Source organism: Mesorhizobium sp. M8A.F.Ca.ET.207.01.1.1, from assembly GCF_004794715.1.
In the GTDB taxonomy this organism is placed as follows: domain Bacteria; phylum Pseudomonadota; class Alphaproteobacteria; order Rhizobiales; family Rhizobiaceae; genus Mesorhizobium.
Genome location: NZ_SRUS01000010.1, coordinates 213,016 through 236,554, shown reverse-complemented (window position 1 = coordinate 236,554; position 23,539 = coordinate 213,016). Strand labels below are relative to the sequence as shown.

The 23,539-nt window shown below is 60.5% G+C and carries 13 protein-coding genes, 1 tRNA gene and 8 pseudogenes; 12 read left to right on the top strand and 10 right to left on the bottom strand.

What is annotated here, in order from left to right:
- Positions 1-157 precede the first annotated feature (157 nt).
- Positions 158-639: pseudogene (locus tag EN850_RS26815) on the top strand (transposase); the annotation flags it as partial.
- A 98-nt stretch (positions 640-737) separates the two neighbouring features.
- Here EN850_RS26815 and EN850_RS26810 read toward each other — a convergent pair.
- The 4 genes and pseudogenes from EN850_RS26810 to EN850_RS26795 form a co-directional block, all read right to left on the bottom strand.
- Positions 738-890, bottom strand: a pseudogene (locus tag EN850_RS26810) (IS3 family transposase); the annotation flags it as partial.
- A 141-nt stretch (positions 891-1,031) separates the two neighbouring features.
- Entirely contained in the window at positions 1,032-2,201 is a 1,170-nt protein-coding gene (locus EN850_RS26805) for a Xaa-Pro peptidase family protein (protein WP_164761741.1), read from the bottom strand.
- A 176-nt stretch (positions 2,202-2,377) separates the two neighbouring features.
- Positions 2,378-2,513, bottom strand: a pseudogene (locus tag EN850_RS37285) (IS256 family transposase); the annotation flags it as partial.
- 54 nt (positions 2,514-2,567) lie between these two features.
- Positions 2,568-3,762, bottom strand: a pseudogene (locus EN850_RS26795) (IS256 family transposase).
- A gap of 812 nt (positions 3,763-4,574) precedes the next feature.
- Between EN850_RS26795 and EN850_RS26790 the strand changes: the two are divergent.
- Positions 4,575-5,357, top strand: coding sequence for a class I SAM-dependent methyltransferase (locus EN850_RS26790; protein WP_127310300.1), 783 nt, complete (start codon positions 4,575-4,577; stop codon positions 5,355-5,357).
- A gap of 143 nt (positions 5,358-5,500) precedes the next feature.
- On the opposite strand, the pseudogene EN850_RS37280 reads toward EN850_RS26790, so the two are convergent.
- Positions 5,501-5,764: pseudogene (locus EN850_RS37280) on the bottom strand (IS3 family transposase); the annotation flags it as partial.
- A 316-nt stretch (positions 5,765-6,080) separates the two neighbouring features.
- On the opposite strand from EN850_RS37280, the gene EN850_RS26785 reads away from it, so the two are divergent.
- Together EN850_RS26785 and EN850_RS26780 are read left to right on the top strand one after the other, a co-directional pair.
- The gene (locus EN850_RS26785; RefSeq protein WP_245463608.1) at positions 6,081-7,373 is read left to right on the top strand and encodes an LLM class flavin-dependent oxidoreductase; all 1,293 of its coding nucleotides are present in this window, start codon (positions 6,081-6,083) and stop codon (positions 7,371-7,373) included.
- Positions 7,374-7,561: 188 nt separating this feature from the next.
- Positions 7,562-8,607, top strand: a pseudogene (locus EN850_RS26780) (IS3 family transposase).
- Between the two features lie 208 nt (positions 8,608-8,815).
- On the opposite strand, the pseudogene EN850_RS26775 reads toward EN850_RS26780, so the two are convergent.
- Positions 8,816-9,460, bottom strand: a pseudogene (locus tag EN850_RS26775) (transposase).
- 89 nt (positions 9,461-9,549) lie between these two features.
- Here EN850_RS26775 and EN850_RS37275 point away from each other — a divergent pair.
- A pseudogene (locus tag EN850_RS37275) lies at positions 9,550-9,627 on the top strand (IS6 family transposase); the annotation flags it as partial.
- A 25-nt stretch (positions 9,628-9,652) separates the two neighbouring features.
- On the opposite strand, the gene EN850_RS26765 reads toward EN850_RS37275, so the two are convergent.
- From EN850_RS26765 to EN850_RS26755, 3 genes are all read right to left on the bottom strand, one after another.
- Positions 9,653-10,873, bottom strand: a complete 1,221-nt coding sequence (locus EN850_RS26765) for an integrase arm-type DNA-binding domain-containing protein (RefSeq protein ID WP_127310301.1) — start codon at positions 10,871-10,873, stop codon at positions 9,653-9,655.
- Positions 10,874-11,083: 210 nt separating this feature from the next.
- Positions 11,084-11,159, bottom strand: a tRNA-Phe gene (locus EN850_RS26760).
- A gap of 173 nt (positions 11,160-11,332) precedes the next feature.
- Positions 11,333-12,205 (bottom strand): helix-turn-helix domain-containing protein, encoded by an 873-nt coding sequence (locus tag EN850_RS26755; RefSeq protein WP_127276325.1) that lies wholly within the window; start codon positions 12,203-12,205, stop codon positions 11,333-11,335.
- 104 nt (positions 12,206-12,309) lie between these two features.
- On the opposite strand from EN850_RS26755, the gene EN850_RS26750 reads away from it, so the two are divergent.
- From EN850_RS26750 to EN850_RS26730, 5 genes are all read left to right on the top strand, one after another.
- Entirely contained in the window at positions 12,310-13,581 is a 1,272-nt protein-coding gene (locus tag EN850_RS26750; protein WP_127276327.1) for an ABC transporter substrate-binding protein, read from the top strand.
- Positions 13,582-13,734: 153 nt separating this feature from the next.
- A complete protein-coding gene (locus EN850_RS26745; RefSeq protein WP_127870823.1) occupies positions 13,735-14,595 on the top strand; it encodes a sugar ABC transporter permease in 861 nt (286 codons plus the stop codon).
- Complete coding sequence (locus EN850_RS26740) at positions 14,592-15,428, top strand: carbohydrate ABC transporter permease (protein WP_136092631.1); 837 nt, start codon at positions 14,592-14,594, stop codon at positions 15,426-15,428. The genes EN850_RS26745 and EN850_RS26740 overlap by 4 nt, the downstream gene beginning before the upstream one ends.
- Positions 15,429-15,436: 8 nt before the next feature.
- Positions 15,437-16,516 (top strand): sn-glycerol-3-phosphate ABC transporter ATP-binding protein UgpC, encoded by a 1,080-nt coding sequence (gene ugpC / locus EN850_RS26735; RefSeq protein WP_135932875.1) that lies wholly within the window; start codon positions 15,437-15,439, stop codon positions 16,514-16,516.
- A 36-nt stretch (positions 16,517-16,552) separates the two neighbouring features.
- Entirely contained in the window at positions 16,553-18,580 is a 2,028-nt protein-coding gene (locus tag EN850_RS26730) for an aldo/keto reductase (protein ID WP_136092630.1), read from the top strand.
- A 22-nt stretch (positions 18,581-18,602) separates the two neighbouring features.
- Here the strand turns inward: EN850_RS26730 and EN850_RS26725 are convergent, their stop codons facing one another.
- On the bottom strand, positions 18,603-19,658 hold the full coding sequence (locus EN850_RS26725) for an AraC family transcriptional regulator (protein ID WP_348630941.1): 1,056 nt from the start codon (positions 19,656-19,658) through the stop codon (positions 18,603-18,605).
- Between the two features lie 66 nt (positions 19,659-19,724).
- Here EN850_RS26725 and EN850_RS26720 point away from each other — a divergent pair, with 66 nt between their 5' ends.
- A complete protein-coding gene (locus tag EN850_RS26720) occupies positions 19,725-21,191 on the top strand; it encodes an alpha-glucosidase/alpha-galactosidase (RefSeq protein ID WP_135881033.1) in 1,467 nt (488 codons plus the stop codon).
- 152 nt (positions 21,192-21,343) lie between these two features.
- A complete protein-coding gene (locus tag EN850_RS26715) occupies positions 21,344-23,425 on the top strand; it encodes an ABC transporter substrate-binding protein (RefSeq protein ID WP_135881032.1) in 2,082 nt (693 codons plus the stop codon).
- The last annotated feature ends 114 nt before the right edge of the window (positions 23,426-23,539 follow it).

Sequence of the window (23,539 nt, the reverse complement as noted above, 5' to 3'; positions counted from 1 at the left end):
GGTATCAACGGCCGCAGCCGTTTGGAACACAGCCGCTCCGATGCCTCCCACAAACACCACGAGCGCTTCGCGAACATCGCCGCCGTAGCGAAGGCTGTGCCTCTTGTTGCCAGGTATCTTCGACGCGCGTTGACGGAGCACTCGGATCGCATGCTTGCGCAATGAGATCGAAGCGCAGGCCGACGAGCTGTTGCGGCACAGCCAGGATTATCAGCTCCTGCGACAAATCCCGGGCATTGGACCGATCAACGCATTGACCATCATTGCCGAAGCCGGCGATCTTCGCCGTTTCGCTCATCGTCGCCAGTTTCTAAAGTTCTGCAGGCTGGACCTCTCGACACAGCAGTCAGGCCAATATCGGGGCCAGACCCGCCTTTTCAATTCGGCAATGCTCGGCTGCGCCCTACCCTGTGGATCGCCGGACAAGTCGCGATCCGCCAGCGGGAGAATGGCTTCCGTCATAAGTTCGAAGGCTACATTGCGAGCGATCGCGACAATCCCGATCTACGCCGCAAGGCAATGACCGCTATCACCGCCAAGATGGCCCGCGTCGTGCACGCTGTCGTCAAAGGTGGTTCCGACTTCCGGCCCTTCGTCGTTGAAGGGCGGGTGCCAGGTGGAAGAACCTCTGTCAGCTAGCCGTAAGGGCATCGCTTCGATGACCCTGTAGATAATCTCGGGTCTTCCGCCTGGATCAGAAGCTCGTATCGAGGACGGTGAGGGCCGCTTTCCTGCGGCATCACGAGAAGACGCCGGTAGCCGAACCGGCGACGCTCCTGCGCGATCGCCTTCATCCGCTCGCGAAGCTCGCGGTCGTCCGGCCTGCTGGTCTCGTAGCGAACCGTCATGCGGCAACAGCCGATGGCTTTACACGCCCGCCGTTCGCTCATTGCCCGCTGAAGCGACGGCGCGCTTCGCAGCTGAGACATGCTCAGAGGGGCCTATCTTTGTGTCGGCTCACCGCAAGACCAGAGTGTTCGCGAAGAAGGCGGTAAATCCGCGTCGATTATTCTCCGAATGAATAATTCCAATTAGAGCAAAATTTCGGGAAATCGTTCTGCAGAAAGCGTTGTAATGAATTCTGCGCCGTTCTTTGTCACCACGGCAACCTCCTCCAACTGGAATACTCCACCGCACATTTCGTATTTCGGCTCGACGTGGATGATCATCCCCTCATGAATCACCTCCTTCGAGGTAGCCGCGATCGAGGGTGGCTCCGTCAGGTTGCGTCCGGACCCATGGCCGATCCGGGACGCAGTTGCGCTCGGCAACCCCAACTCAGTTTGCTTGGCAAACGCTTCGAACGCGCCGTAGACATCGGCACCGGTCATGCCCGGCCTAATTGCAGACAAGGTCGCGGTTGTTATGTTTCGAACCTGAGTGTAAATGCTTTGCTCTTCGTCGGTGACGCGGCCGGCCTTCGCAATCCGATTGACGTCTGAAGTCGAAGCCAACATGCAGCAACCGATATCAACCCAAATGAAATCATCTTTTGCCAGCGCCCGATCGCTCGGCGGCAGGCTATAAGCGAAATCCTCTCGTCCAAAACGCACCGGGAGCCACGGAACCGAATCGGCGCCACGTTCGATCAGCTCGAGGGTCAAGGCCTTGGCGAATCGTTTTTCCGTCGTGCCCAGCGTCAAATTGTTCAAGCAATGGTGGAACGCGCCATGCGCGATCCCGAGCGTAAGCCGCTTCTGGGCAATTTCCGCCGGCGTCTTGATCATTCGGATGGGCCAAATGAAATCTGCACCTTCCAAGAGCTGTGCTGCACGAAATTGGGCGTTTAGCTTGTCAAGCAAACTGAGGGAACCGAGGCCGAAACTCTCGAATCCATAATCAAGCGCAATTCTGCGAAGGTCGGCCTGCCCGAGAACTTCGACCACTTTATCAACCGCACCCTCGATGAAGCCGGAATACTGCCGGTGCATCACACCTGCAGGCAGCTCGGGCGTTTGAGAAAATGTCTTCGCTTCGGCAGCGGCTGCCACGACCATCACCGTGTCGCTCTCTTTCAGAACGACCAGAAAGTACGGCCGAGCTTTAGAGATCCAGAACAGGGACTTGTAGCCTGTAAAATATTCAAAGTGGTCTTGGTCTGAGATCACAAACGCATCAAGAGATTGTTCTGCCATGCACTTCCGGAGTGCGTCGATGCGTCTCGCGTACTCATCACTGCGCACGAGTAGTCTATCGGACATGTGTCTCACCTCAATTAAAGGGGCCGGCATTTATACCCGTCTTTGCGCCGCAGCTTGGCGGCCGCCGCTTCCGCCTTGTCAGCAAGCGCTACGCCATACGCCTGCCCAAGGGCAGCAAACCGAAATGGCCCGGCCATTTCCTCCAGATCGACGCCGTCTAGCCGTGTGTTGTCCGCTTCCTCCACTCCGTTCGTCAGCTCAGGGATAGCTTGGCGACCACTTGGCCAGCCATGCTGCGAGATCGCGTCGGTCATAGACCCAGCGCACACTTCCTACATGCAATGCGCCATGCTCCCTACACAGGTGATCGAGCCCTTTTCGGTTGTGTGCGTCAAGTTCTGCAAAAAGGGGCGGCCATGAAGCTGGTCATGCGGCTTGGCGCAAAGCGAGCTTCTTGTGCTCGCGCAGTCGTCCATGTTGATGTAGCGGTTGGCCTCCATCCAGTTTTCGTTGGTTTCGACGGCCAGCGACCTGACCAGGCGCAGGCAGCTTTCGGCGTTCGGGAAGATGCGCACGACATAGGTGCGCCGGCGGATTTCCTCGTTGAGGCGTTCCAGCATTTTGGTGGACTTCAGGTGCTTGTGGTGCTGGCGCGGCAGGCAAAGAAGGTCAACGTGCATTCGATGGTCTCCTCTACCCAGCTCGTCAGGCGCGGATAGCGGCCCGACCATGTGGCAAGCCATGCGGCGAGATCGGCCTTGGCCTCGGCGAGATCGCGCCGGTCGTAGAGCCAGCGCAACTCCTGCAGGCAGTCGTCGCCGTGCTTTCTCGGCAGGTGATCGAGCGCGTTCCTGAGGAAGTGCACGTAGCAGCGCTGCCAGGCGGCTTCGGGGATCACCCCGCCGATCGCCGCGACCAGGCCGGCATGGTCGTCAGAGACAACCAGCTCGACGCCCTTGAGGCCGCGCGTCTTCAGCGCGACGAGGAAATCCCTCCAGGCCGAGCGGCTTTCGCGATTGGCCATTTCCACTGCCAGGATCTGGCGCCGCCCGTCCCAGTCGATGCCGACCGCGATCAGCACCGCCTGGCTCGTGACGATGCCGGCCTCGCGCACCTTCTCGTAGCGGGCATCGAGGATGAGATAGGCAAAGGGCTCCTGAAGCGGGCGCTCGGCAAAGGCCTTCAGGCTCTCGTCCAGCCGCTTGTTGATGGCCGAGATCGATGAGGCCGAGAACGCATGGCCGCACAGCTCTTCGGTGATCGCCTTGACCTTCCGGGTCGACACGCCCTGCACATACATCTCCGCAAGCGTGGCCACCAAGGCCCGCTCGGAACGCTGGTAACGCTCGAAAAGTTCGGTCGAGAAGCGGCCCGCCCGGTCCTGCGGAACCCGCAGCTCAAGCTTGCCGACACGCGTGACAAGGGTACGGCCATAGTAACCCGAGCGATAGCCGAGACGCTCCGGCGTGCGCTCGCTCTTCGAAGCACCCAGCGCCTCGTCCATCTCGGCCTCGAGCACCTCCTGCATCACCGCGCGGATCACCTCGTGCAATCCATCCGGGTTCGAAAGCAGAATGTCTTTGACGGCAGCGCTGGCGGTCTTACTTTCTGTCTTGGTCATGGTGGCGTTCCTTCGCGGGAATCGGTGACGTGAACAATCACCAGCCTGCCATGACCGCCCTCTCTCAGCCGAACCCTCAGCACGCTACCCCTTTCTCCGTTGAAGAGGTCCCTGCCTACCGTTTCAATTAGGAAGTGTTCTATCTTTGCCCACTCGGGTCACCGCCGTGAAGGACAGCTTGGCAGTTCGCATTGAGGAAATGCACCTAAGGGTTCGTTGGTTCTCCGGAGCGCTTCGAGATGCTGAGACGGCGAACCTTTGCTGCACCGGGTCAGCGCGCTGGGGCGACACACGGTTCCACGGATCTCTGGGCGCACAAGGCGGGCCTGGGCGAATGCTTCGCTTAGCCGAGCCGACGTAAGCTAGATCCAGATCAGGAAAGCCGTTGCCCCCAAGCAGCCGTGCTCGGAAATGAGTTCGAACCGGACCCGCTATCATCATAAACGGCCTCTGAAAATGCCAGGCACGAAGGCCTTTATCAGAGCCACGCGACTACGCCCTCATTGCCTCAGATACTTCTTGTATCAGAGGCAGCAATCACAGAAGGCACAACTTACTATTCAGGAGCAATTCAGACGAACGATGCGACAATTGTCGGGTTTGTCGCGGCTGTGACAGGCTTGTTTGGCCGATGGCTCATTTTTCATCCGCAGGTAGACGGCGCAAACTGGTCGAAAATTCTTCGCACCAGTTCGATAGACAAGTTGGCACGATTTTTGAAGCCTTTCTTCCAAGGCAGCGCGCCGGCTGGGCTGCCGGGGCTCATAGCGAATGGCCCGATGTAAGAAGTCAACAACGCAGTGGAGTAGAAGATGGAAGTTACGAGTAGGCGGTCTTTTGGAAGCTTTTCCGAAATAGCGAAGTTTTATCCTGCGTTCCCTCCGTTTTCCCGGCGAGTCCTTCAATCTCTTCTCGATGAAGTAAAGCACTCCGCCGAGCGTCCGATCTTCGGGGATATCGGCGCAGGTACTGGCCAAATTGCCTATGCCTTAGCTGACATGGGACTTTCAGGGTATGCTGTGGAACCTGATAGTCAGATGGTTGAGGTGGGGCGAAAGCTAGGCCCAACTTATCCTGCCGTTTCCTGGATCAATGCACCGGGAGAAAGCACGGGCCTCGCCGACGCATCGCTAGATTGGGTTTGCTACAGCCTGTCGTTCCATTTGACGAACGCGCGCGAAGCACTTCGCGAAAGCATGCGAATCTTGCGGCCTCGCGGGTTTTTCACCATTGTGACCCTTCTTGCAGATCTTGAGAGGGATCCCTTTCAACTTGAAATCGAAAATAGGATACGCGATATGGCACCCGCTTTGCGACGGGCGGTTACTACACTCGTCGGTCAAATGGGAACCTACGAACCGCTCCTCAATCAATATCCCAATCTGGGCAACTGCATCTCTCTCGCTAGCACCGAAGCTGTATCCATGAGCGAAGAGCGGTTTGTCAAGTTTTGGGCTGGGAGACATGATATCCCGAGTCAAGTCTCACCTGAGCATTGGAATTCCATACTGCAAATGATTGCGGAGACGTTTCGAAGGTGGCAGCCGGCCAGCCTGCGATTTCGCTCTATCGCATGGCATGCTCAACGCGGGTGAGGTGATCACATAAAGCTAATCGATTTCGTCATGGAGCCTGGGCTTAGTCAAGAGGTAGAGATGACAAGCTGTATGAACCGCGCCAGGTTTCGGAGGCTGTTTGCTTTGAGACGCGCCGCCATGGCTAGCTTTTCGAGTATGGCCTAGTAGCGTTCCCCTAAGGGCCGGCGGGATGTTGCTGATAAGCTCCAGCAGCCGGCGATTACTGGACCAGTCGATCCATTCCAGCGTCGCGAACGCCACGGCCTCGACGTAACGCCATGGTCCGCATGGAGGGATCACCTCGGCCTTGTGTAGAGCGGTAGTCGTTACGACAGAGCGTTGTCAAGGAAATTGCCGACGCTCCCAACCGAGGTCTCGACGCTGGTCTCCGCCGAGCTCTCAGTGAATTCGATCAAGGCGTATTGGCGAGTTCGAGCGATGGTTCGCAATATCGATTGTGTTCACCCAAAGAAACCGTCCGAGGCGAGAAAAAAGGCATGATCGCATACAAATTGACTTCTCTGATCCTATCGCGGGCCTGATCGCAAAGGACATCACAATGTCCTTAATCCGCCAATAGCTGGGGTATATCTTGCGCCTTGCGGGACAGTTTGGCTCTGCCCTCTAGTGGCTTAAGAAAATGAATGTAAAACAGCTACGTAGCAGTAGGAGTTCTAGATTGGCGCGACCCTTGCTTCGTTAGCACGTATACATAAATTAAAAAATGAAGAGGAAAGCAGAATGTCACGACAAATGAAGTTCGTAGCGTTTCTCATGGCCGGGCCAACTTTCCATCATCACGGCATGTGGCGTCATCCAGAAACAGAAAACAGGTTTCTCGACCCGGCATTCTGGGAAACGCTGGCTCGAACCCTTGAGGTCGGCAGATTTGACGGATTATTCTTTGCCGATACCCTGTGCTTCCACAGCGAAAACGCTATGGCTCGGGGAGGGCAGATGTCGCTACTTGATCCTGTCCCTCTTATCGCGATGATGGCGCGAGCGACGTCGCGCATTGGACTCGGCGTGACCATTTCCACAAGCTTCCAAGAGCCCTATGCGATAGCCCGAGTGCTTTCATCGCTCGATGTGCTGAGCGGCGGCCGCATCGCTTGGAATATCGTGACTTCCTCATACCACCGGGCGGCGCAGAATTTCGGCAAGGATGCGCTCCCGGGGCGCGACGAACGCTACGACCGCGCCGAGGAGGTCCTAAATGTCTGTCTTGACATGTGGACGGGTTGGTCCGATCACGCCCTCGTCATCGATAAGGAAAGCGGCGACTTCATTGACGAAGCGAAGATGCGCCGCACCGAGATCGCCGGGAAGTTCGTCGGTGCGAGTGGCATGTTCACCGTTCCACCGAGCCCTCAGCGGCATCCGGTCATCATGCAGGCCGGATCGTCACTGCGCGGACGCAAATTTGCCGCCACCTACGCCGAGCTCGTCTTTACGCTCCAGCATTCGTTGCCGGACATGCAGGAGTTCTATGCTGACATGAAGCATCGCCTCGACAGCGGGGGGCGGAATCCGGACGATTGCTCTATCTTGGTCTCGGTGGACCCGATCGTCGGCGAAACGGAATCGATTGCGCGCGAGAAGCAGGCTTACATCAATGAACTTGTCGAACCTCGCATCGGGATCCCCTTAATGTCAGCCCATACCGGACTCGACTTGTCACAATGGCCGATAGACAAGCCGATTAGCGACATTCCGGCAGAGGCCGGCTCTCGTGGCTCCTTCGATGTCATCCTGCAGGGGACCAAGGCCGGCAATCTCACGCTCGGAGAGGCGGCGAAGCGCTTCGCCACAAGCGAGCTCTGTCCTCAACTCGTCGGCACGCCCGAGAGCGTGGCCGACCAACTCCAGGAATTTTTCGAGAAGAAGGGCTGCGATGGGTTCATCGTCACGCCCACTGAAATGCCCGGCTCTTTTGAGGCCTTCACTCGATCAGTCGTGCCCATCCTCCAAAAGCGTGGACTCTTCCGCAGGGAGTATCCGGGCTCGACACTCAGAGAAACGCTTAAGGTGTAAGGCCTCCCAAGGGCACCGCAACGTTAACTGAAAACTGAGGGAAATCTGCGGTGTAAAGCGATTCCTCTGACTCTCTGATCCCTGAAAACTGGATCGTTCAAAGTGGAGTTTCCGCGGTAACATCCCTTGGCTGGGAGGAGCTGAAGGCGATGGAGGCATCGAAGTTCTCGGACGCGCAGTAGGCGTTCATTCTGAAGCAGGGGCCGGACGGAATCCCCGTCGCGGAGATCTGTCGTAGGGCGGGATCAGCCAGGCGACGTACTTCAACTGGAAGAGGAAATACGACGGACTGCTGCCCACCAAGATGAAGCGGCTGAAGCAGCTTGAGGACGAGAACTGCAACCTCAGGAAGCTGGTGGCCGATCTGTCCTTGGACAAGGAGATGCTGCAGGACGTCAATCGAACACTGTGAGGCCTGGTCGCAAACGCGAGCTGGTGGCCGAGACGTGTGATGAGTGGAACGTGTCGATCCGGCGAGCATGCCGGGTTCTGGAGTTCGACACGTCAACCTATCACTACAAGTCCCGCCGCCGCGATGTCAGGCCGGCATCGAAGCTCGGATCAAGGACATCTGCGCCACACGGGTCCGCTAGGGATACCGGCGCGTGCACGTGATGCTCACGCGCGAGGGCTGGGACATCAACATGAAGCGAACCTATCGAACTTGCAGGGACTTGGGTCTGCAGCTCAGGAACAAGACGCCGAGCCGGCGTGTGAAGGCGAAGCTGCGGGAAGGCCGGGAGGAAGCCGTCGGGCCGAACGACGTCTGGGGATGGACTTCGTCCAGCTCGCGACGGGCAAGAAGATCCGTGTGCTGACGGTCGTCAACACGTTCTCCCGCCATGTGCCTGTGCTCGACCCGCGGTTCGGCTATCGGGCGGAGGATGTGGTCAGGGCACTGGAACAGGTCTGTCCGAAGATCGGCTATCCGAAGACGATCCGCGTCGACCAAGGCTCTGAGTTCGTCTCCCGCGACCTCGACCTATGGGCTAGGCGAAAGGCGTGACGCTCCACTTCAGCAGGCCGGGAAAGCCCACCGACAACGCCTACATCGAAGCCTTCAACGGCCGCTTCAGGGCGGAGTGCCTGAACGCCCACTGGTTCCTGACCCTTGCCGACGCGACCGAAGGATTGGCGCAGATACTACAACGAGGTGCGCCCGCATGTGGCGATCGGGCACAAGGCCCCGATCTCGTTGCTTCATGCCAATGGCGCCGCCAGCCCGCCATCGTGAGAAAGCCGGGAAACTCTACCTTAAAGGGCTTTCTCGGCGCTTCTGGTGCAGGCATGTATTCGGCCTTTGAGTGCGGCTCGTTCATGTCGCTGGCCCTGATGTAGTCCGCTGATCGGATCCCAGACAGGTTAACGCGCTTTCAAGCGGCACCCACTGAGCGGGTTAGTCCGACCCCGGCTCGACGGTTCGCCATCACACCATCAGCACCTCACCAATCTCTGAATCCTTCGCGACCGGGAGCCTCAAAGCGTTGGCCGGTCGCCATCAACGCCCTGACGGTCCTCGCCATCTTGTTCGCTAAGGCGACGGCGACGACGTTATATGGTTTCTTCGCCAGCAGTTCGGTAGCCCAGCGGGTAGACGCCACTTTGCTTTTTGCGCTGAATCGGAGCACGGCGTGGGCACCGACCACGAGTAGACGACGGAGATATGGATCGCCCTGCTTGCTGATCCTGCCGAGGCGGTCTTTACCACCCGATGAGTTTCGCCGCTACGGTCGCAGCGATCGCTTGCAGTGATTGGACCTATTCGAGGAGTTGTATCGAGCAGACGGCTCAACCGCTTCGCAGATCGCCTCGGGATCCATCGCCTCATTCTTCTGCCTCTTCACATTGACGTACGACGCCGGCATGAGCCGAACCTCGTGACCCAGCGCCATTAGGACCCGAGCCCAGTAGTGTGCGGTCGCGCACGCCTCGATTCCGATCAGGCACGGCGGCAACACCTTGAAGGAACCAGCGACATCGTCACGACGCAGCTTTCGGCGGAGGACTGCCACGCCCAACGCTTCTACGCCGCGGATCTGAAAGACGTGCTTGGCTATATCCAAACCGACTGTGCTAACCTTCTCCATGGACGGCTCTCCCTTATGTGACTTTCGACAGCCACACTTTGGCACATTGCGATGCCGGGAGCGGAGGCCGTCCACCGCATCAGGTCACGATGTTGAAGATTGTTCGAGATCCGCTCTATCGCCGCCATCGTTTTCCTGGCGAGATCATTGCGCATGCAGTTTGGCTGCTACTTCCCTTCTCCAACTGAGCCTTCAGTTAATGATGTCACGGTTCCCGATTGAGATCACTCGCGCGTTTTTGCTCTCCAGTTCATCCAGATAATCGGCCCACCATTGCATCATCTTGACCCGCTCTTCCCAGTGCTCTGCCCGGGCATACGCACGACGAACGTCGTTGTTCTCAATATGGGCCAGCTGACGCTCTATGGCGTCCGGATGCCATTTCCCGCATTCGTTTAGCAGAGTTGATGCCGTTGCTCGAAAACCGTGCGCCGTAGCTTCTTCCTTGCCAATGCCCATACGGCGCAGGGCGGCGTTAAGCGTATTGTCGGAAATCGGACGCGAAACCGATCGAACACTAGGAAACAGCAGCGATCCACCACCAGAGATTTCTTTAAGTGAGGTCAGGACGCTGACGGCCTGCCTTGAAAGGGATACGCGGTGCGGCCGTCGCATCTTCATCCGTCCTTCAGGGATGGTCCACACCGAGCTTTCGAAATCGAACTCGTCCCATCCACTCGCGCGCAACTCGCCGGGCCGGGGAAACAGCAGCGCCATCAGCTTCAGGGCGGCTCGGGTTGTAGCCTGTCCGTCAAATGTATCGATCGCCCTCAGCAAGCCTCCCAAGGCCTTAGGATCGGTAATTGCGGCACGCGACGTGACTGTCGGGCTGATGAGTGCGCCCCTCAAAGCGATAGTCGGATCTGCCTCGGCGCGTGCGGTCGCGATTGCGTACCGCAACACGCTCCCGACGGTGGAGCGCAGTCGCCTGGCCGACTCGTATCGACCGCGAGCTTCCACGCTCCTTAGAGCGGTAAGAATTGTGGCCGAATCGATCTCCCGGACGCCTTTGTCGCCAAAGGATGGATAGGCAAAATCGAGCAACCATTTGACTTTGGTGATGGTCCGATCGGCACGTCCTTCCATCTTCAGCTTGTCGACATATTCCTCCGCGATTGAGCGAAACGTGTCCTTTGCCGAATGGAACTTTTGCAACTTACGCTCCTGTGCCGGGTCGATGCCACGAAGGAGTAGGCGTTTGGCCGTATCGCGCGCCTCGCGTGCCTCAGCGAGGGAGATTAGGGGATAGCTGCCCAACGCCAGAAGTTTCTGCTTGCCGCCAAAACGATAGGCGAGGCGCCAAAGGCGAGATCCGGTAGGCTGCACCCAAAGCTGGAGCCCACCACCGTCAGACAATTTCATGAGCTTGGAAGTGGGTCGGGCATTTCGGCATTTCACATCGGAAAGGGCCATTTTCGGGGCTCCATTTGGCTGGACGATACCATCAGAATGTCCAATACCAGCAGAAATACCAGCCCTCCGCCTCGTTGGACCAACTACCCCGAAATTCTACAAGACCCGACCAACTGCACCTTGTGTGCCAAAATCGGCAACGATTTCCGCTGCTTGCAGAAACAGAAGCGTAGAAGCTTCGGCGAAGGAGATTATCGGGAGAACAGGGGATGGTGCCCAGAGGCGGATTCGAACCACCGACACGCGGATTTTCAGTCCGCTGCTCTACCAACTGAGCTATCTGGGCCTGCTCCGGCTAACGAAAAGTCGTGTTCCGGATTTCATGAAGACACCGTGGGCGCCCCCTTGAAAGCGCGTGGGTTATAGCACGGGAATTCGGCCTGTCCAGCGCCCAGGTGTGGATTTCCCGCAGGAAAAGAAATGCCGCCCGATGGGCCGGTTTGCATGCCGTGCGCCCGCCTATCTGGCGCCTGCCAGGCCTTTGCGGAAGTCGGATGGGGTCATGCCGGCCAGCTTGCGGAAGGATTTGTTGAAGGCGCTGAGCGAGCCGAAGCCGGAGTCCATGGCGACGCGCAGCACGTTGGCGTCCTGGTGCATCAACAGTGCCTGCGCATAGCTCAGCCGCAACAGGTTGACATATTCGTTGAGCGTCATGCCGGTCGATTTCTTGAACAGGCTCATGGCGTATTTGGGGTGGATGTCGGCGGCCGCCGCTATGTTCACGCAATCGATGTCGTAGAGGAAATTCTCGGCGATGAAATCGCACATGCGCCCGACATTGCGCGACGATTGCTGGTCGAAGGGGTTGCCCGCTTCCTGTCCGGCGGTGTTTACCGGCACCAGCCGGTAGGGCTCGAACCTTACCCGTTCCAGCCGCAGCAGAAGTTCGTTGACGGCATGCTCGGCCTTGGCCGGATCGCCCGAGCGGGCATAGCGGTTCCAGCGGGCGAAATTGTCGTTGTCGGATTGATCGGTGGCGCTGGTCACCAGCGTCGCACCCGTCATCAGCCGGTGGCGTATGTCCGCGGGCAGGTGCAGCCGAAAGAAATGCACCAGCGGCAGATGCGCGCCGGCATAGACGGCGTCGTCGCTCAAATCGTCCATCTGGTGCGGCAGGCCACCCCAGAACAGGCACATCTCGCCGGCCGAAAGCGATATTTCGTGCTCGTTCATGCGGTAGTGGACGGAGCCGCGGACGATGAAATTCACCTCGACCTGGGCATGCCAATGCGGCTTCAGCATCACCAGGGGGCTGGTGTGGAACATCTGCAGCAGCAACGGCAGGCCTTCCACGCTGCTGGCACCAGGCTGGTAAAACGGCCGTTCGGGCATCTTACTTTCCGCCAATTTCGTATTCCCTTTGTCGGGGACAGGCCCTTGCCGGTGCCTAGTCTAGCCAGGCTCGCAGAGAGAGCAAATGAAATGGGAGGATTTCAATGCGCATCACACTGTCCTGCGCCGTGCTCGCGCTTGCCTTGGGCTCAGCCCCGGCCTTCGCGCAATCCGGCGAAATCACGATCTGGAGCTGGAATGTCGCCGCCTCGTCGCTGAAGGCAACGGTTGCCGGTTTCAACAAGCTGCATCCCGACATCAAGGTCACCGTCCAGGATCTCGGCAACCAGCCGACCTATGACAAGTCGATCGCCGGATGCGCGGCCGGCGGCGTTGGCCTGCCCGACGTCGTCACCATCGAGAACGGCGAGGCCGAGAATTACTGGAGCCAGTTCCCCGACTGTTTCGTCGACCTGCACACGCTGGGCTACACAGCCGAGGACCAGAAGAAATTCCCCGATTTCAAGCGCACCGAACTCGAAGTCGGCGACAAGGCCTATGCCATGCCGTGGGATTCCGGTCCGGTCGCCGCCTTCTATCGTCGCGACTTCTACGAGAAGGCCGGCGTCGATCCGGCATCGATCAAGACCTGGGACGATTTCATCGCCGCCGGCAAGAAGATCCAGGCCGCCAATCCGGGCGTCTCGATGACCAATGCCGATTTCAACGGCGACAGTGAATTCTTCCGCATGATCGCCAACGAACAGGGCTGCGCCTATTTCGCCGAGGACGGCCAGTCGATCACGGTCAACCAGCCCAAATGCGTCGACGCCATGACCAAGCTCAAGGAGATGAAGGACGCCGGCATCGTCTCGTCTGCCGACTGGGGCACCAAGATCACCAACAACACCGCCGGAACCGTCGCCACCCAGGTCTATGGCGGCTGGTACGAGGGCACCATCCGCACCGAATCGGCGGGCGAAAACGGCAAATGGGGCGTCTATCTGATGCCGAGCCTGACCGCGGACGGCCCGCGCGCCGCCAATCTCGGTGGCTCCTCGCTCGCCATCACCTCGGCGTCGAAGAACAAGGAAGCTGCCTACGAGTATTTGAAATACACCCTCGGCACCAATGAAGGCCAGATCACCATGCTGAAGGAGTTCGGCCTCGTCCCCTCGCTGGTCTCGGCGCTGAACGACCCCTATGTCGGCCAGGGCCTGCCCTACTGGGGTGGCCAGGCGGTGTGGAAGGATATTCTCGGCACCTTGCCCAAGGTTGTTCCGAGCCGCGGCACCCAGTTCCAGAGCGATGCGGAGATCATCGTGCGCGCGGTACAGACCAAATATCTCGCCGGCGGCTATCCCGACGCCAAGGCGGCACTCGACGATGCCGCCAGCCAGATCGCCTCGGCGACCGGGCTGCCGGTCAAGTCCTGAGGTGCTGACAGCTTTCAAGTCCTGAGGTGCTGACAGCTTCCTTCTCCCCGTCACTATACGGGGAGAAGGTGCCGGCAGGCGGATGAGGGGCGGCGCCTACTTCGGCAATTGCTGCCTCACAAACCGGAAAAACAGAAAGGAGGAGGAGAAAAGATGCGCAACCGCAATGCGACGGCCTATCGCTTTCTCACGCCCTATCTCCTGATCTTCGCCATCTTCTGGGTGTGGCCGATCATCTCCTCTTTCCTGATCTCGTTCCAGGCGACGCGCACCGTGCCCTGGCGCTTCGCGCCCGGCTTCAACTGGGGCCGGCTGATCGGCGACCCCGCCTTCTTCAACGCGCTGAAGAATACGCTGCTCATCCTGGTCATCCAGGTTCCGGTGATGATCGCGCTGGCCATGGTGATGGCGGTGCTTCTGAATTCGCCGCTGCTCAAGGCGCGCGGCCTCTACCGCTTCGCCTTCTTCGCCCCGGTGGTGGTCGGCGAGGTCGCCTATTCCGCTGTGTTCCGGCTGATGTTCAGCCTCGATTTCGGCATCGTCAACAAGCTCCTGAACAGCATCGGCCTGCCCAAGGTCGACTGGTTCTCCAACGTCACGCCGGCCATGGCGCTGATCATGATCGCGGTCACCTGGCGCTGGGCCGGCTACAACGCCATCATCCTGCTGGCCGGCATGCAATCCATTCCCGAGGATGTCTATGAGGCGGCGACGCTCGACCGGGTGAGCAAGCTCAAGCAATTCTTCCACATCACCCTGCCGCTGTTGAAGCCGGTCATCGTCTTCTGCGCCGTGCTGTCGATCATCGGCACCATGCAATTGTTCACCGAGCCGTTCCTGATCACCGAGCGCGGCGGGCCGGGCGGCGGCACCGAGACGCTCGGCCTGCTGCTCTACCGCCAGGGCTTCCGCTCGCTCAATTTCGGCTATGCCTCGGCCGTGGCCTACACCATGGCGGGGCTGGCGATCGCCATCACGCTGGTGCAGCTGTGGCTGACGAGGGAACCGAAATGAGCTCGCTCTCATCGGCAAGACTGAAACGAAGCATCGCGCTGCACCTCTTCCTGACGCCGCTGGCGCTGATCTGGCTGTTTCCGCTGTGGATGATGGTGGTGTTCTCGACCATGCCCGACAATGGCATCTTCAGCCCCGGCATCGAACTGTTGCCGCACGGCAATTTCATCGACAATTTCAACAATCTGCAGCATGACACCGACTTCGTCGGCGCCATCGTCATCTCCGTTTGCGTGGCGGTGACCTACACCGTCCTGTCGGTGCTTTTGACCTCGATGGCCGGCTGGGCGCTGGCCCGCTACCAGTTCTTCGGCAAAAGCGTGGTCGTCGCCATCATCCTGGGCACCATCACGCTGCCCTATGCGGTGGTGCTGATCCCGCAATTCATCATGGTGGCGCGCGACTTCAAGCTCGCCAACACATGGGTGGCGCTGATCGTGCCGCCGCTGTTCAATTCGCTTGGCGTGCTGTTCATGCGCCAGAGTTTTTCCATGATGCCCGACGACCTGTTCGATGCCGCCCGCGTCGAGGGCGTCAAGGAGTGGCGTATCTTCGTCTTCATCGCCTTGCCGTTGGCGCGGCCGATGCTGGCCGCGCTCTGCATCATCCTGTTCCTTGCCTCCTGGAACAACTATCTCTGGCCGTTGCTCATCAACAGCCAGCCGGGTTCGATGACAGCACCCGTGGCGCTCGGCACGCTGATCGGCCTGACCAAAGTCTCTTGGGGCGGCATCATGGCGGGCGCGGTGATGCTGACCATGCCGATGCTTGTCGTCTTCGTGCTCCTGCAGCGTCATTTCATCGCCGGCATCGCCGCGGGCGCGGTCAAATAGGGAGCAGAATGGCAACCGTCACGCTCACAAACGTCGCCAAGCGCTTCGGCGCCTTCGAGGTCGTCCACGGCGCCAACATCGACATCGCCGATGGCGAGTTCGTCGTCTTCGTCGGCCCGTCAGGCTGCGGCAAGTCCACGCTGCTCAGGATGATCGCCGGGCTCGAGGACATCAGCGGCGGCGAGATCGCCATCGGCGGCAAGGTGGTCAACGATGTCGAGCCGGCCGATCGCGGCATCGCTATGGTCTTCCAGTCCTACGCGCTCTATCCGCATATGAGCGTCGAACAGAACCTCTCCTTCGGGCTGCGCATGACCGGCAACCCCAAGGCCGACACCGAGCGGCGGGTGAAGCGCGCGGCCGAGATCCTGCGCATCAGCGAATTGATGGACCGCCGTCCCAAGAAACTCTCCGGCGGCCAGCGCCAGCGTGTCGCCATCGGCCGCGCCATCGTGCGCGAGCCGCAAGTGTTCCTGTTCGACGAGCCGCTCTCCAATCTCGACGCCGAACTGCGCGTGCAGATGCGGGTCGAGATCTCAAGACTGCACAAGGAGCTCGGCGCCACCATGGTCTATGTCACCCACGACCAGACCGAGGCGATGACGCTCGCCGATCGGATCGTCGTGCTGCGCGGCGGCCATGTCGAGCAGATCGGCCGGCCGCTCGATCTCTATGACAATCCCGACAATATTTTCGTGGCTGGCTTTGTCGGTTCGCCGAAGATGAACTTCATCAAGGCCCACATTGTCGGGCGTGATGCAAAAGGCGTCGTGGTCGAGCTGGCGGGCGAGGAGCAAACCCGCATCACACAGCCCCTGACGGTTGCCGCGCCGGAACCTGGGAGCAAGGTCATCGTCGGCGTGCGGCCCGAACATTTTGGCAGCGCCGGTGAAGGCGACGCCGACCTCACCGCCACCATCGACGTGGTCGAGCACCTCGGCGGCACGAGCTTCCTTTACGCCAGGACGAGCCATGGCGAGGACATCGTGATCCAGCGCGCCGCGGCAAAGGTCCCCCAGACATCGAAGGTCACCGTTTCCATCCGCAAGTCCTACCTGTTCGACGAAAAGGGGCTGCGGCTGCGCTGACCGGCCGCCCCTTTCCAAGCCCGCAAGGAGAATGACATGACTGTATCAACGCCCATTCGCTGGGGCATCCTCGGGCCGGGGGGCATTGCCAAGGCCTTTGCCGGCGGCGTCGCCGGGTCGCGCACAGGGACACTGGTCGCCATCGGCGCCCGCAACCCCGGCAAGCCGGGCCTGGCCGAGAGCTTCCCCGGCGCCCGCATCCTCGAAGGCTATGAAGCGCTGCTTGCCGATCCGGAAATCGACGCCATCTACATCGCGGTACCGCATCCCGGACACGCGCAATGGGCGATCAGGGCTGCGGAAGCGGGAAAGCATGTGCTTTGCGAAAAGCCGCTCGCGCTAACGGCCTTCGAGGCCGACGCCATGATGCATGCGGCGCGAAAGGCCGGCACCTTCCTCGGCGAGGCCTTCATGTACCGGCTCCACCCGCAGACGCTGCAACTGGTGGACCTGGTCAAGTCGGGCGTCATCGGCGAGATCAGGATGATCAAGTCGAGCTTTGGCTTCGCCATGCCTGATTTCATGCCGGAACATCGGCTCTACGCCAACGATCTTGCCGGCGGCGGCATCCTCGATGTCGGCGGCTATCCCGTTTCGATGGTGCGCCTCATTGCCGGCGCCGCCGCGGGAGAGCCATTCGCCGAACCCGACAACGTCGCCGGCACCGCCCATCTTGGTCAATCCGGCGTCGACGAATGGGCCTCCGCTGTCCTGCATTTTCCAGGCGGTATCGTCGCGGAAGTTTCCTGCAGCATCTCGCTCAACCAGGACAATGTGCTGCGTATCTTCGGCACAAAGGGGCGTATTGAGGTTCCCGACTTCTGGTTCGCCGGCGGCGACCGCGATGTCGGCCTCGGCCGGATCGACGTGATCGGCGCCGACGGTACGCGCGAGACCATCAGCGTCAACGAGAAGCGCCACGTCTATTCCTTCGAGGTCGATGCCGCCGGCGAGGCGATCCGCGCCGGGCGGCAGGAATTCGCCTGGCCGGGCATGGGCTGGGCCGACAGCCTCGGCACCTTGCGCGTGCTCGACAGATGGCGTGCGGCCGTGGGACTGGAATATGAGATCGAGAAGGCCTCGCTGCGCACCAACACCATCTCAGGCCGGCCCTTGCGTTCGGGCGGCACGGCGATCGGCAAGCGCACCATTCCGGGCGTGGCGAAGCCGGCTTCGGTGGTGGCGCTCGGTTTCGAGGATTTCCGCACCTTCTCCTCCGGGTCGATCCTGCTCGACGCCTTCTTCGAAGCCGGCGGCAATCTGTTCGACACCGGCTATGTCTATGGGGGCGGCTACACCGAGACGCTGCTCGGCCAATGGCTGAGGAACCGTGGCGTGCGTGAGCAATCGGTCGTTATCGCCAAGGGCGCGCATTCGCCGCTCTGCTATCCCGACGTGATCGGCAAGCAGCTTGCCCAGTCGCTCGACCGCCTGCAGACCGACCATGTCGATATCTATTTCATGCACCGCGACAATCCGGACGTGCCGGTCGGTGAGTTCGTCGACGCGATGGATCGCGAGGTGAGGGCCGGCCGCATCCGGGGACCGTTCGGCGGCTCGAACTGGACGATGCAGCGCATGGACGAGGCGATTGCCTATGCCGAGCGCACGGGCAAGCAGAAGCCGGGCGTGCTCTCCAACAATTTCTCGCTGGCCGAGATGCTGGAACCGATCTGGGCCGGCTGCATCACCTCTTCTACCGATGACTGGAAGGCCTGGCTGACATCCAGGCAGATGCCCAACTTCGCCTGGTCGAGCCAGGGACGCGGCTTCTTCACCGATCGCGCCGGGCGCGACAGGCTGGACAGCGAGGAACTGGTGCGGGTCTGGTACTCCGAGCGCAATTTCGGCCGCCGCGACCGCGCGATCGAACTCGCCGCCCGGCTGCGCAAGAGCCCGATCCACATTGCGCTGGCCTATGTGCTCAATCAGCCTTTCCCGTCGGTTCCCTTGATTGGGCCGCGCACGCTGGGCGAACTGGACGACAGCCTGCGGGCGCTGGACATCGCGCTTTCGCCCGCCCAACGCGAGTGGCTGGACGGCGGCAGCCTGCACGCGGCCTGATGGCACGAGGCTCGAAGCGGCGTCAGATCTCGTCGTCCGACAGTCTGGCGCCGCGCCTGGCCGGGGTTTGCAAGCTGGCATACATGCCGGTGGTGCGGAACTGGCTGGGCGTCGTCCCGTAGAGCCGGCGGAAGACCTTCGAAAAATAATTCGCGTCCTCGAAACCGCACAGGATGGCCACTTCCTTCACCGGCAGGAAGTCCGCTTTCGTCAAAAGCTTCGCCGCCCGTTGCAGCCGCTGCTGCAGCACGAACTCGGCGGGCGGCAGGCCTTCGCTCTCGGCGAAGCAGCGCGAGAAATGAGCCCGGCTGAGCCCGCTGATCTGGACGAGGTCCGCCACCGGCAGGGCTTTGTCGAGATTGGCGTTGATGTGATCGATGACAGGTTGCATGGCGCTCTGTTTTTCGGCAAAGGCGTGCGAGCCGAACACATCGTCATAAAGCGCCATCGCGGCCTCGTAGGCGATGGCCGAAGCAGCACCTGGCGAAGCGGCCCCCTTGATGAGACGCAGGCTGCAATCGGCGAGATGGTCGATCGTCGCCGGCTGCAGCCGAAAGACCGGCCCCGACACGTCGAGGATCGATTTGTGGATGCGCAACGCCTCCTCGCCGTTCATCGAGATCCAGAAATATTCCCAGCGCTCGTCCTTGGCCAGCCAGTAGCGGTGGTTGTGCGGCACCAGCACCAGAAGCGTGTCGTTCGTCTGCAGGCGGTAGTCGCGGTTCTCGTAGCGCAGCCGGCCGGTGCCGCTGATCGTGTGCTGGAGCACGGTGAACGGCGTCTGGCCGCGCTTGCGCCCATCCCAGTCATAGGTCACGTCCTCGCGTAACTCATAGCCTGTGCTCGTCGGCATGGCATGCAGGCGCTGGCGGCCGCGCGGCAGCGAGACCGTCCGCATCGATTGTCCGTTGGCGATCAAATCACGCAGCACAAAATTACCCCTGAAAGCATAATCCTTCTCTGGCCGTGACCGCGAATAAGCGCATAATCCCGCCTCGAAGAACGCGAACAACCCGCGATCGAGGAGCGGGCGGGAGGAAAGAAAGCCGGATTCCGGCTTGAATGGCATGCACACCAAGGCGTGTGGCCATTTTCCTCCCTTGCTGCTCCTTGCCTAGCATTCGATTGGATCGAGGTGAAGGTGATGAGTTTCAAAATCGCTATTATCGGCGCCGGCAGCGTCGGTTTCACCAAGAAGCTGTTCACCGACATTCTGTGTGTGCCTGAATTCAAGGACATTGAATTCGCCCTGACCGACGTCAGCGAGCACAATCTGGGGATGATCAAGGCGATCCTCGACAGGATCGTCGAGGCGAACGGATTGCCGACCAGGGTGACCGCGACAACAGACCGCCGCAAGGCAATCGAGGGCGCGCGCTATATCATCAGCTGCGTGCGGGTCGGCGGCCTCGAAGCTTATGCCGACGATATCCGCATTCCCCTGAAATACGGCATCGACCAGTGCGTCGGCGACACGATCTGCGCCGGCGGCATCCTCTACGGCCAGCGCAACATTCCGGTGATCCTGGATTTCTGCCGGGATATTCGCGAGGTTGCCGAGACGAACGCGAAATTCCTCAACTACGCCAACCCGATGGCGATGAACACCTGGGCGGCGATCGAATACGGCAAGGTCGACACGGTTGGGCTCTGCCACGGCGTCCAGCACGGCGCCGAACAGATCGCCGAGGTGCTGGGCGCGAAATCGCCTGGGGAACTCGACTATGTCTGTTCCGGCATCAACCACCAGACCTGGTTCATCGAGCTCAGGCTGAACGGCCGCGAAATCGGCAAGGACGAACTGGTCGCCGCCTTCGAGGCGCACCCGGTCTATTCCCGGCAGGAAAAGCTGCGCATCGATGTGCTGAAGCGCTTCGGCGTCTATTCCACCGAAAGCAACGGACATCTCTCCGAATATCTGCCCTGGTACCGCAAGCGTCCCGACGAGATCACCCGCTGGATCGACATGTCGGACTGGATCCACGGCGAGACCGGCGGCTACCTCCGCTATTCCACGGAAACCCGCAACTGGTTCGAGACCGAATATCCGCAATTCCTCGAAGCGGCGTCGAAGCCAATCGATCCGCAAAAGCGCTCCAACGAGCATGCCAGCCACATATTGGAGGCGCTGGAGACCAACCGCGTCTATCGTGGCCACTTCAACGTCAAGAATGACGGCGTGATCACCAATCTGCCACGCGACGCCATCATCGAGTCGCCCGGCTTCGTCGACCGCTTCGGCATCAACATGGCTGCCGGCATCACGTTGCCGGAAGCCTGCGCCGCCACCTGCATAGCCTCGATCAACGTCCAGCGCATGTCGGTCCATGCCGCCATATCTGGCGACATCGATCTTCTGAAGCTTGCCGTGCTGCACGATCCGCTGGTCGGCGCCGTGTCGACGCCCGAGGAGGTTTGGCAGATGGTGGACGAAATGGTCGTCGCCCAGGCGCAATGGCTGCCGCAATATGCCCATGCGGTTCCGGCGGCCAAGGAACGACTGTCGAAATCCGCAGTCAAGACCCGCGAATGGGCGGGTGCCGCGCGCCGAAGCGTACGCTCGATCGAGGAATTGCGCGCCGAAAAGGCCGCGCTGAAACAGGCCGGCTGAAAACCGGGCGCGCCAGTGGATCCAGGGAGGCAGGTCCACCGCAGTCAGGCGTGCCGGAGCAATTCCAGGAGAAGGGTGAATCTCCGTCCGGAATTGCGTCGAGGCCTAACAGGACAAGCAGCAGCAGACGTCTGAACACGAGGGAGGAGACCATGAGGAACCTACGCAGCATTGGCATTGCCGCTGGACTGGCGCTGAGCGTCTCCGTTCCGGCGCTCAGCGCTTTCGCTTCCGAACCGACCGTGCCGCCGGTCCCGGCGACGTTTCCGGCCGAGGGCAAGATCAAATACGTGGCGCGCGACTCGGTCCTGGAGTTCAAGGCGCTGCCCGAGTATCACGAGCCCGGCTGGGTGACGGAAAAATACGTCAAGATCGGCAAGCTGCCGCCGGTGAAAGACCGGCTGCCGAAAGAGCCGCTGGTCTTCAAGACCGCCAACATGCCGGACGGTATCGGCGTCTACGGCGATACGATGCGCCACGTCATCGGCGGCCGGCCGGAAGGCTGGAACTACGGCGCCGGCCAGACCCAGGGCTGGGGCGGCATCGACATCGGCCTTTCCGAGTGCCTGACGCGCACCGCGCCGCTGTTCCAGGTCGAGGCGAAGGACACCGAGCCGCTGCCCAACCTCGCCAAAAGCTGGGACTGGTCGGCCGATGGTCACAAGCTGACCATGCATCTCGTCGAAGGCGCCAAATGGTCCGACGGCGTGCCATTCAACGCCGACGACGTCATGTTCTACTGGGACGACGAGGTCATGGATCCCAACGTCTCGCCGCTCAATGGCGCCACCCAGGAAACCTTCGGCGTCGGCACGACGCTCAAGAAGATCGACGACTACACCGTCGAGTGGACCTTCAAGGACGCCTTCCCGAAGCAGCACCTCTACGCAATGGCCTATGGCACGTTCTGCCCCGGTCCCGCGCACATCTTGAAGCCGCAGCACCCGAAATATTCGAAGAACACCTACGACCAGTTCAAGAACGCCTTCCCGCCAGAATATATGAACATGCCTGTCATGGGCGCCTGGGTGCCGGTCGAATATCGGGCCGACGACATCATCGTCATGCGGCGCAATCCCTACTATTGGAAGGTGGACGAGAAGGGCAACCAGCTGCCCTATCTCAACGAGCTGCATTACAAACTGTCGACCTGGGCCGACCGCGACGTTCAGGCGGTCGCCGGCGCAGGCGATTTCTCCAATCTCGAGCAGCCGGAAAATTTCGTTGCCTCCCTGAAGCGCGCGGCCGAGCCGAATGCGCCGGCGCGTCTGGCCTTCGGCCCACGGCTGATCGGCTACAATCTGCGCCTGAACTTTTCCGCCAACGGCTGGGGCAACCCCGATGAGCGCGGCCAAGCGATCCGCGAACTGAACCGCAACGAGGATTTCCGCAAGGCGGTCACCATGGCGCTTGACCGCAAGGCGCTGGGCGATTCCCTCGTCAAGGGGCCGTTCACCGCGATCTATCCAGGCGGCCTCTCCTCGGGCACCAGCTTCTACGACCGCAAATCCACCGTCTACTATGCTTTCGACCTCGAGGGCGCCAAGGCCGAACTCGCCAAGGCCGGTCTGAAGGACACAGACGGCGACGGCTTCGTCAACTTTCCAGCCGGCACCGCCGGCGGCAAGAACGTCGAAATCGTGATGCTGGTCAACAACGACTACACGACCGACAAGAGCCTCGCCGAAGGCGTGGTGGCGCAGATGGAGAAGCTTGGTCTCCGGATCGTGCTCAACGGGCTTAACGGCACGCAGCGCGATGCCACCCAATATTCAGGCCGCTTCGACTGGCTGATCCGGCGCAATGAGCAGGAGCTGACCTCCGTGGTGCAGAACACCGTGCAGCTCGCTCCAGTCGGCCCCAAGACCAGCTGGGATCATCGCGCGCCGGAAAGCGGCGAGGTCGATCTGATGCCTTTCGAGAAGGACCTCGTCGACATCGTCAACAAATTCGTCTCGTCGGCGGATAACAACCAGCGCGCCAGTCTGATGCGGGACTTCCAGAAGATCTCGACCGAGCACGTCTACAATATCGGCCTGACGGAATATCCCGGCGCCTTGATCGTCAACAAGCGCTTCTCGAACATTCCGCAGGGCACGCCGATCTTCATGTTCAACTGGGCCGAGGATTCCATCATCCGCGAACGGGTCTTCGTCGCGGCCGACAAGCAGGCGAAATATGAATTGTTCCCGGAAGAGCTTCCCGGCAAGCCTGGAGACAAGGGTCCGATGTAAGATTAAAGGCCCGATGTAAGTTTACCTCCCTGACTGAGAGAAACCCGGCCGCGCCGCTGGCGCGGCCGGGACAAACCAACCCTCCGAGCGCCCCTCCAGGGGAGCGTCCGGCGA

Coding starts and splice junctions, on each gene's coding strand:
- EN850_RS26720 (WP_135881033.1), top strand. CDS start 19,725: ATGAGTTTCAAAATCGCTATTATCGGCGCCGGCAGCGTCGGTTTCACC.
- EN850_RS26805 (WP_164761741.1), bottom strand. CDS start 2,201: ATGTCCGATAGACTACTCGTGCGCAGTGATGAGTACGCGAGACGCATC.
- EN850_RS26715 (WP_135881032.1), top strand. CDS start 21,344: ATGAGGAACCTACGCAGCATTGGCATTGCCGCTGGACTGGCGCTGAGC.
- EN850_RS26745 (WP_127870823.1), top strand. CDS start 13,735: ATGCGCAACCGCAATGCGACGGCCTATCGCTTTCTCACGCCCTATCTC.
- EN850_RS26750 (WP_127276327.1), top strand. CDS start 12,310: ATGCGCATCACACTGTCCTGCGCCGTGCTCGCGCTTGCCTTGGGCTCA.
- EN850_RS26790 (WP_127310300.1), top strand. CDS start 4,575: ATGGAAGTTACGAGTAGGCGGTCTTTTGGAAGCTTTTCCGAAATAGCG.
- ugpC (WP_135932875.1), top strand. CDS start 15,437: ATGGCAACCGTCACGCTCACAAACGTCGCCAAGCGCTTCGGCGCCTTC.
- EN850_RS26730 (WP_136092630.1), top strand. CDS start 16,553: ATGACTGTATCAACGCCCATTCGCTGGGGCATCCTCGGGCCGGGGGGC.
- EN850_RS26740 (WP_136092631.1), top strand. CDS start 14,592: ATGAGCTCGCTCTCATCGGCAAGACTGAAACGAAGCATCGCGCTGCAC.
- EN850_RS26765 (WP_127310301.1), bottom strand. CDS start 10,873: ATGGCCCTTTCCGATGTGAAATGCCGAAATGCCCGACCCACTTCCAAG.
- EN850_RS26755 (WP_127276325.1), bottom strand. CDS start 12,205: ATGCCCGAACGGCCGTTTTACCAGCCTGGTGCCAGCAGCGTGGAAGGC.
- EN850_RS26785 (WP_245463608.1), top strand. CDS start 6,081: ATGTCACGACAAATGAAGTTCGTAGCGTTTCTCATGGCCGGGCCAACT.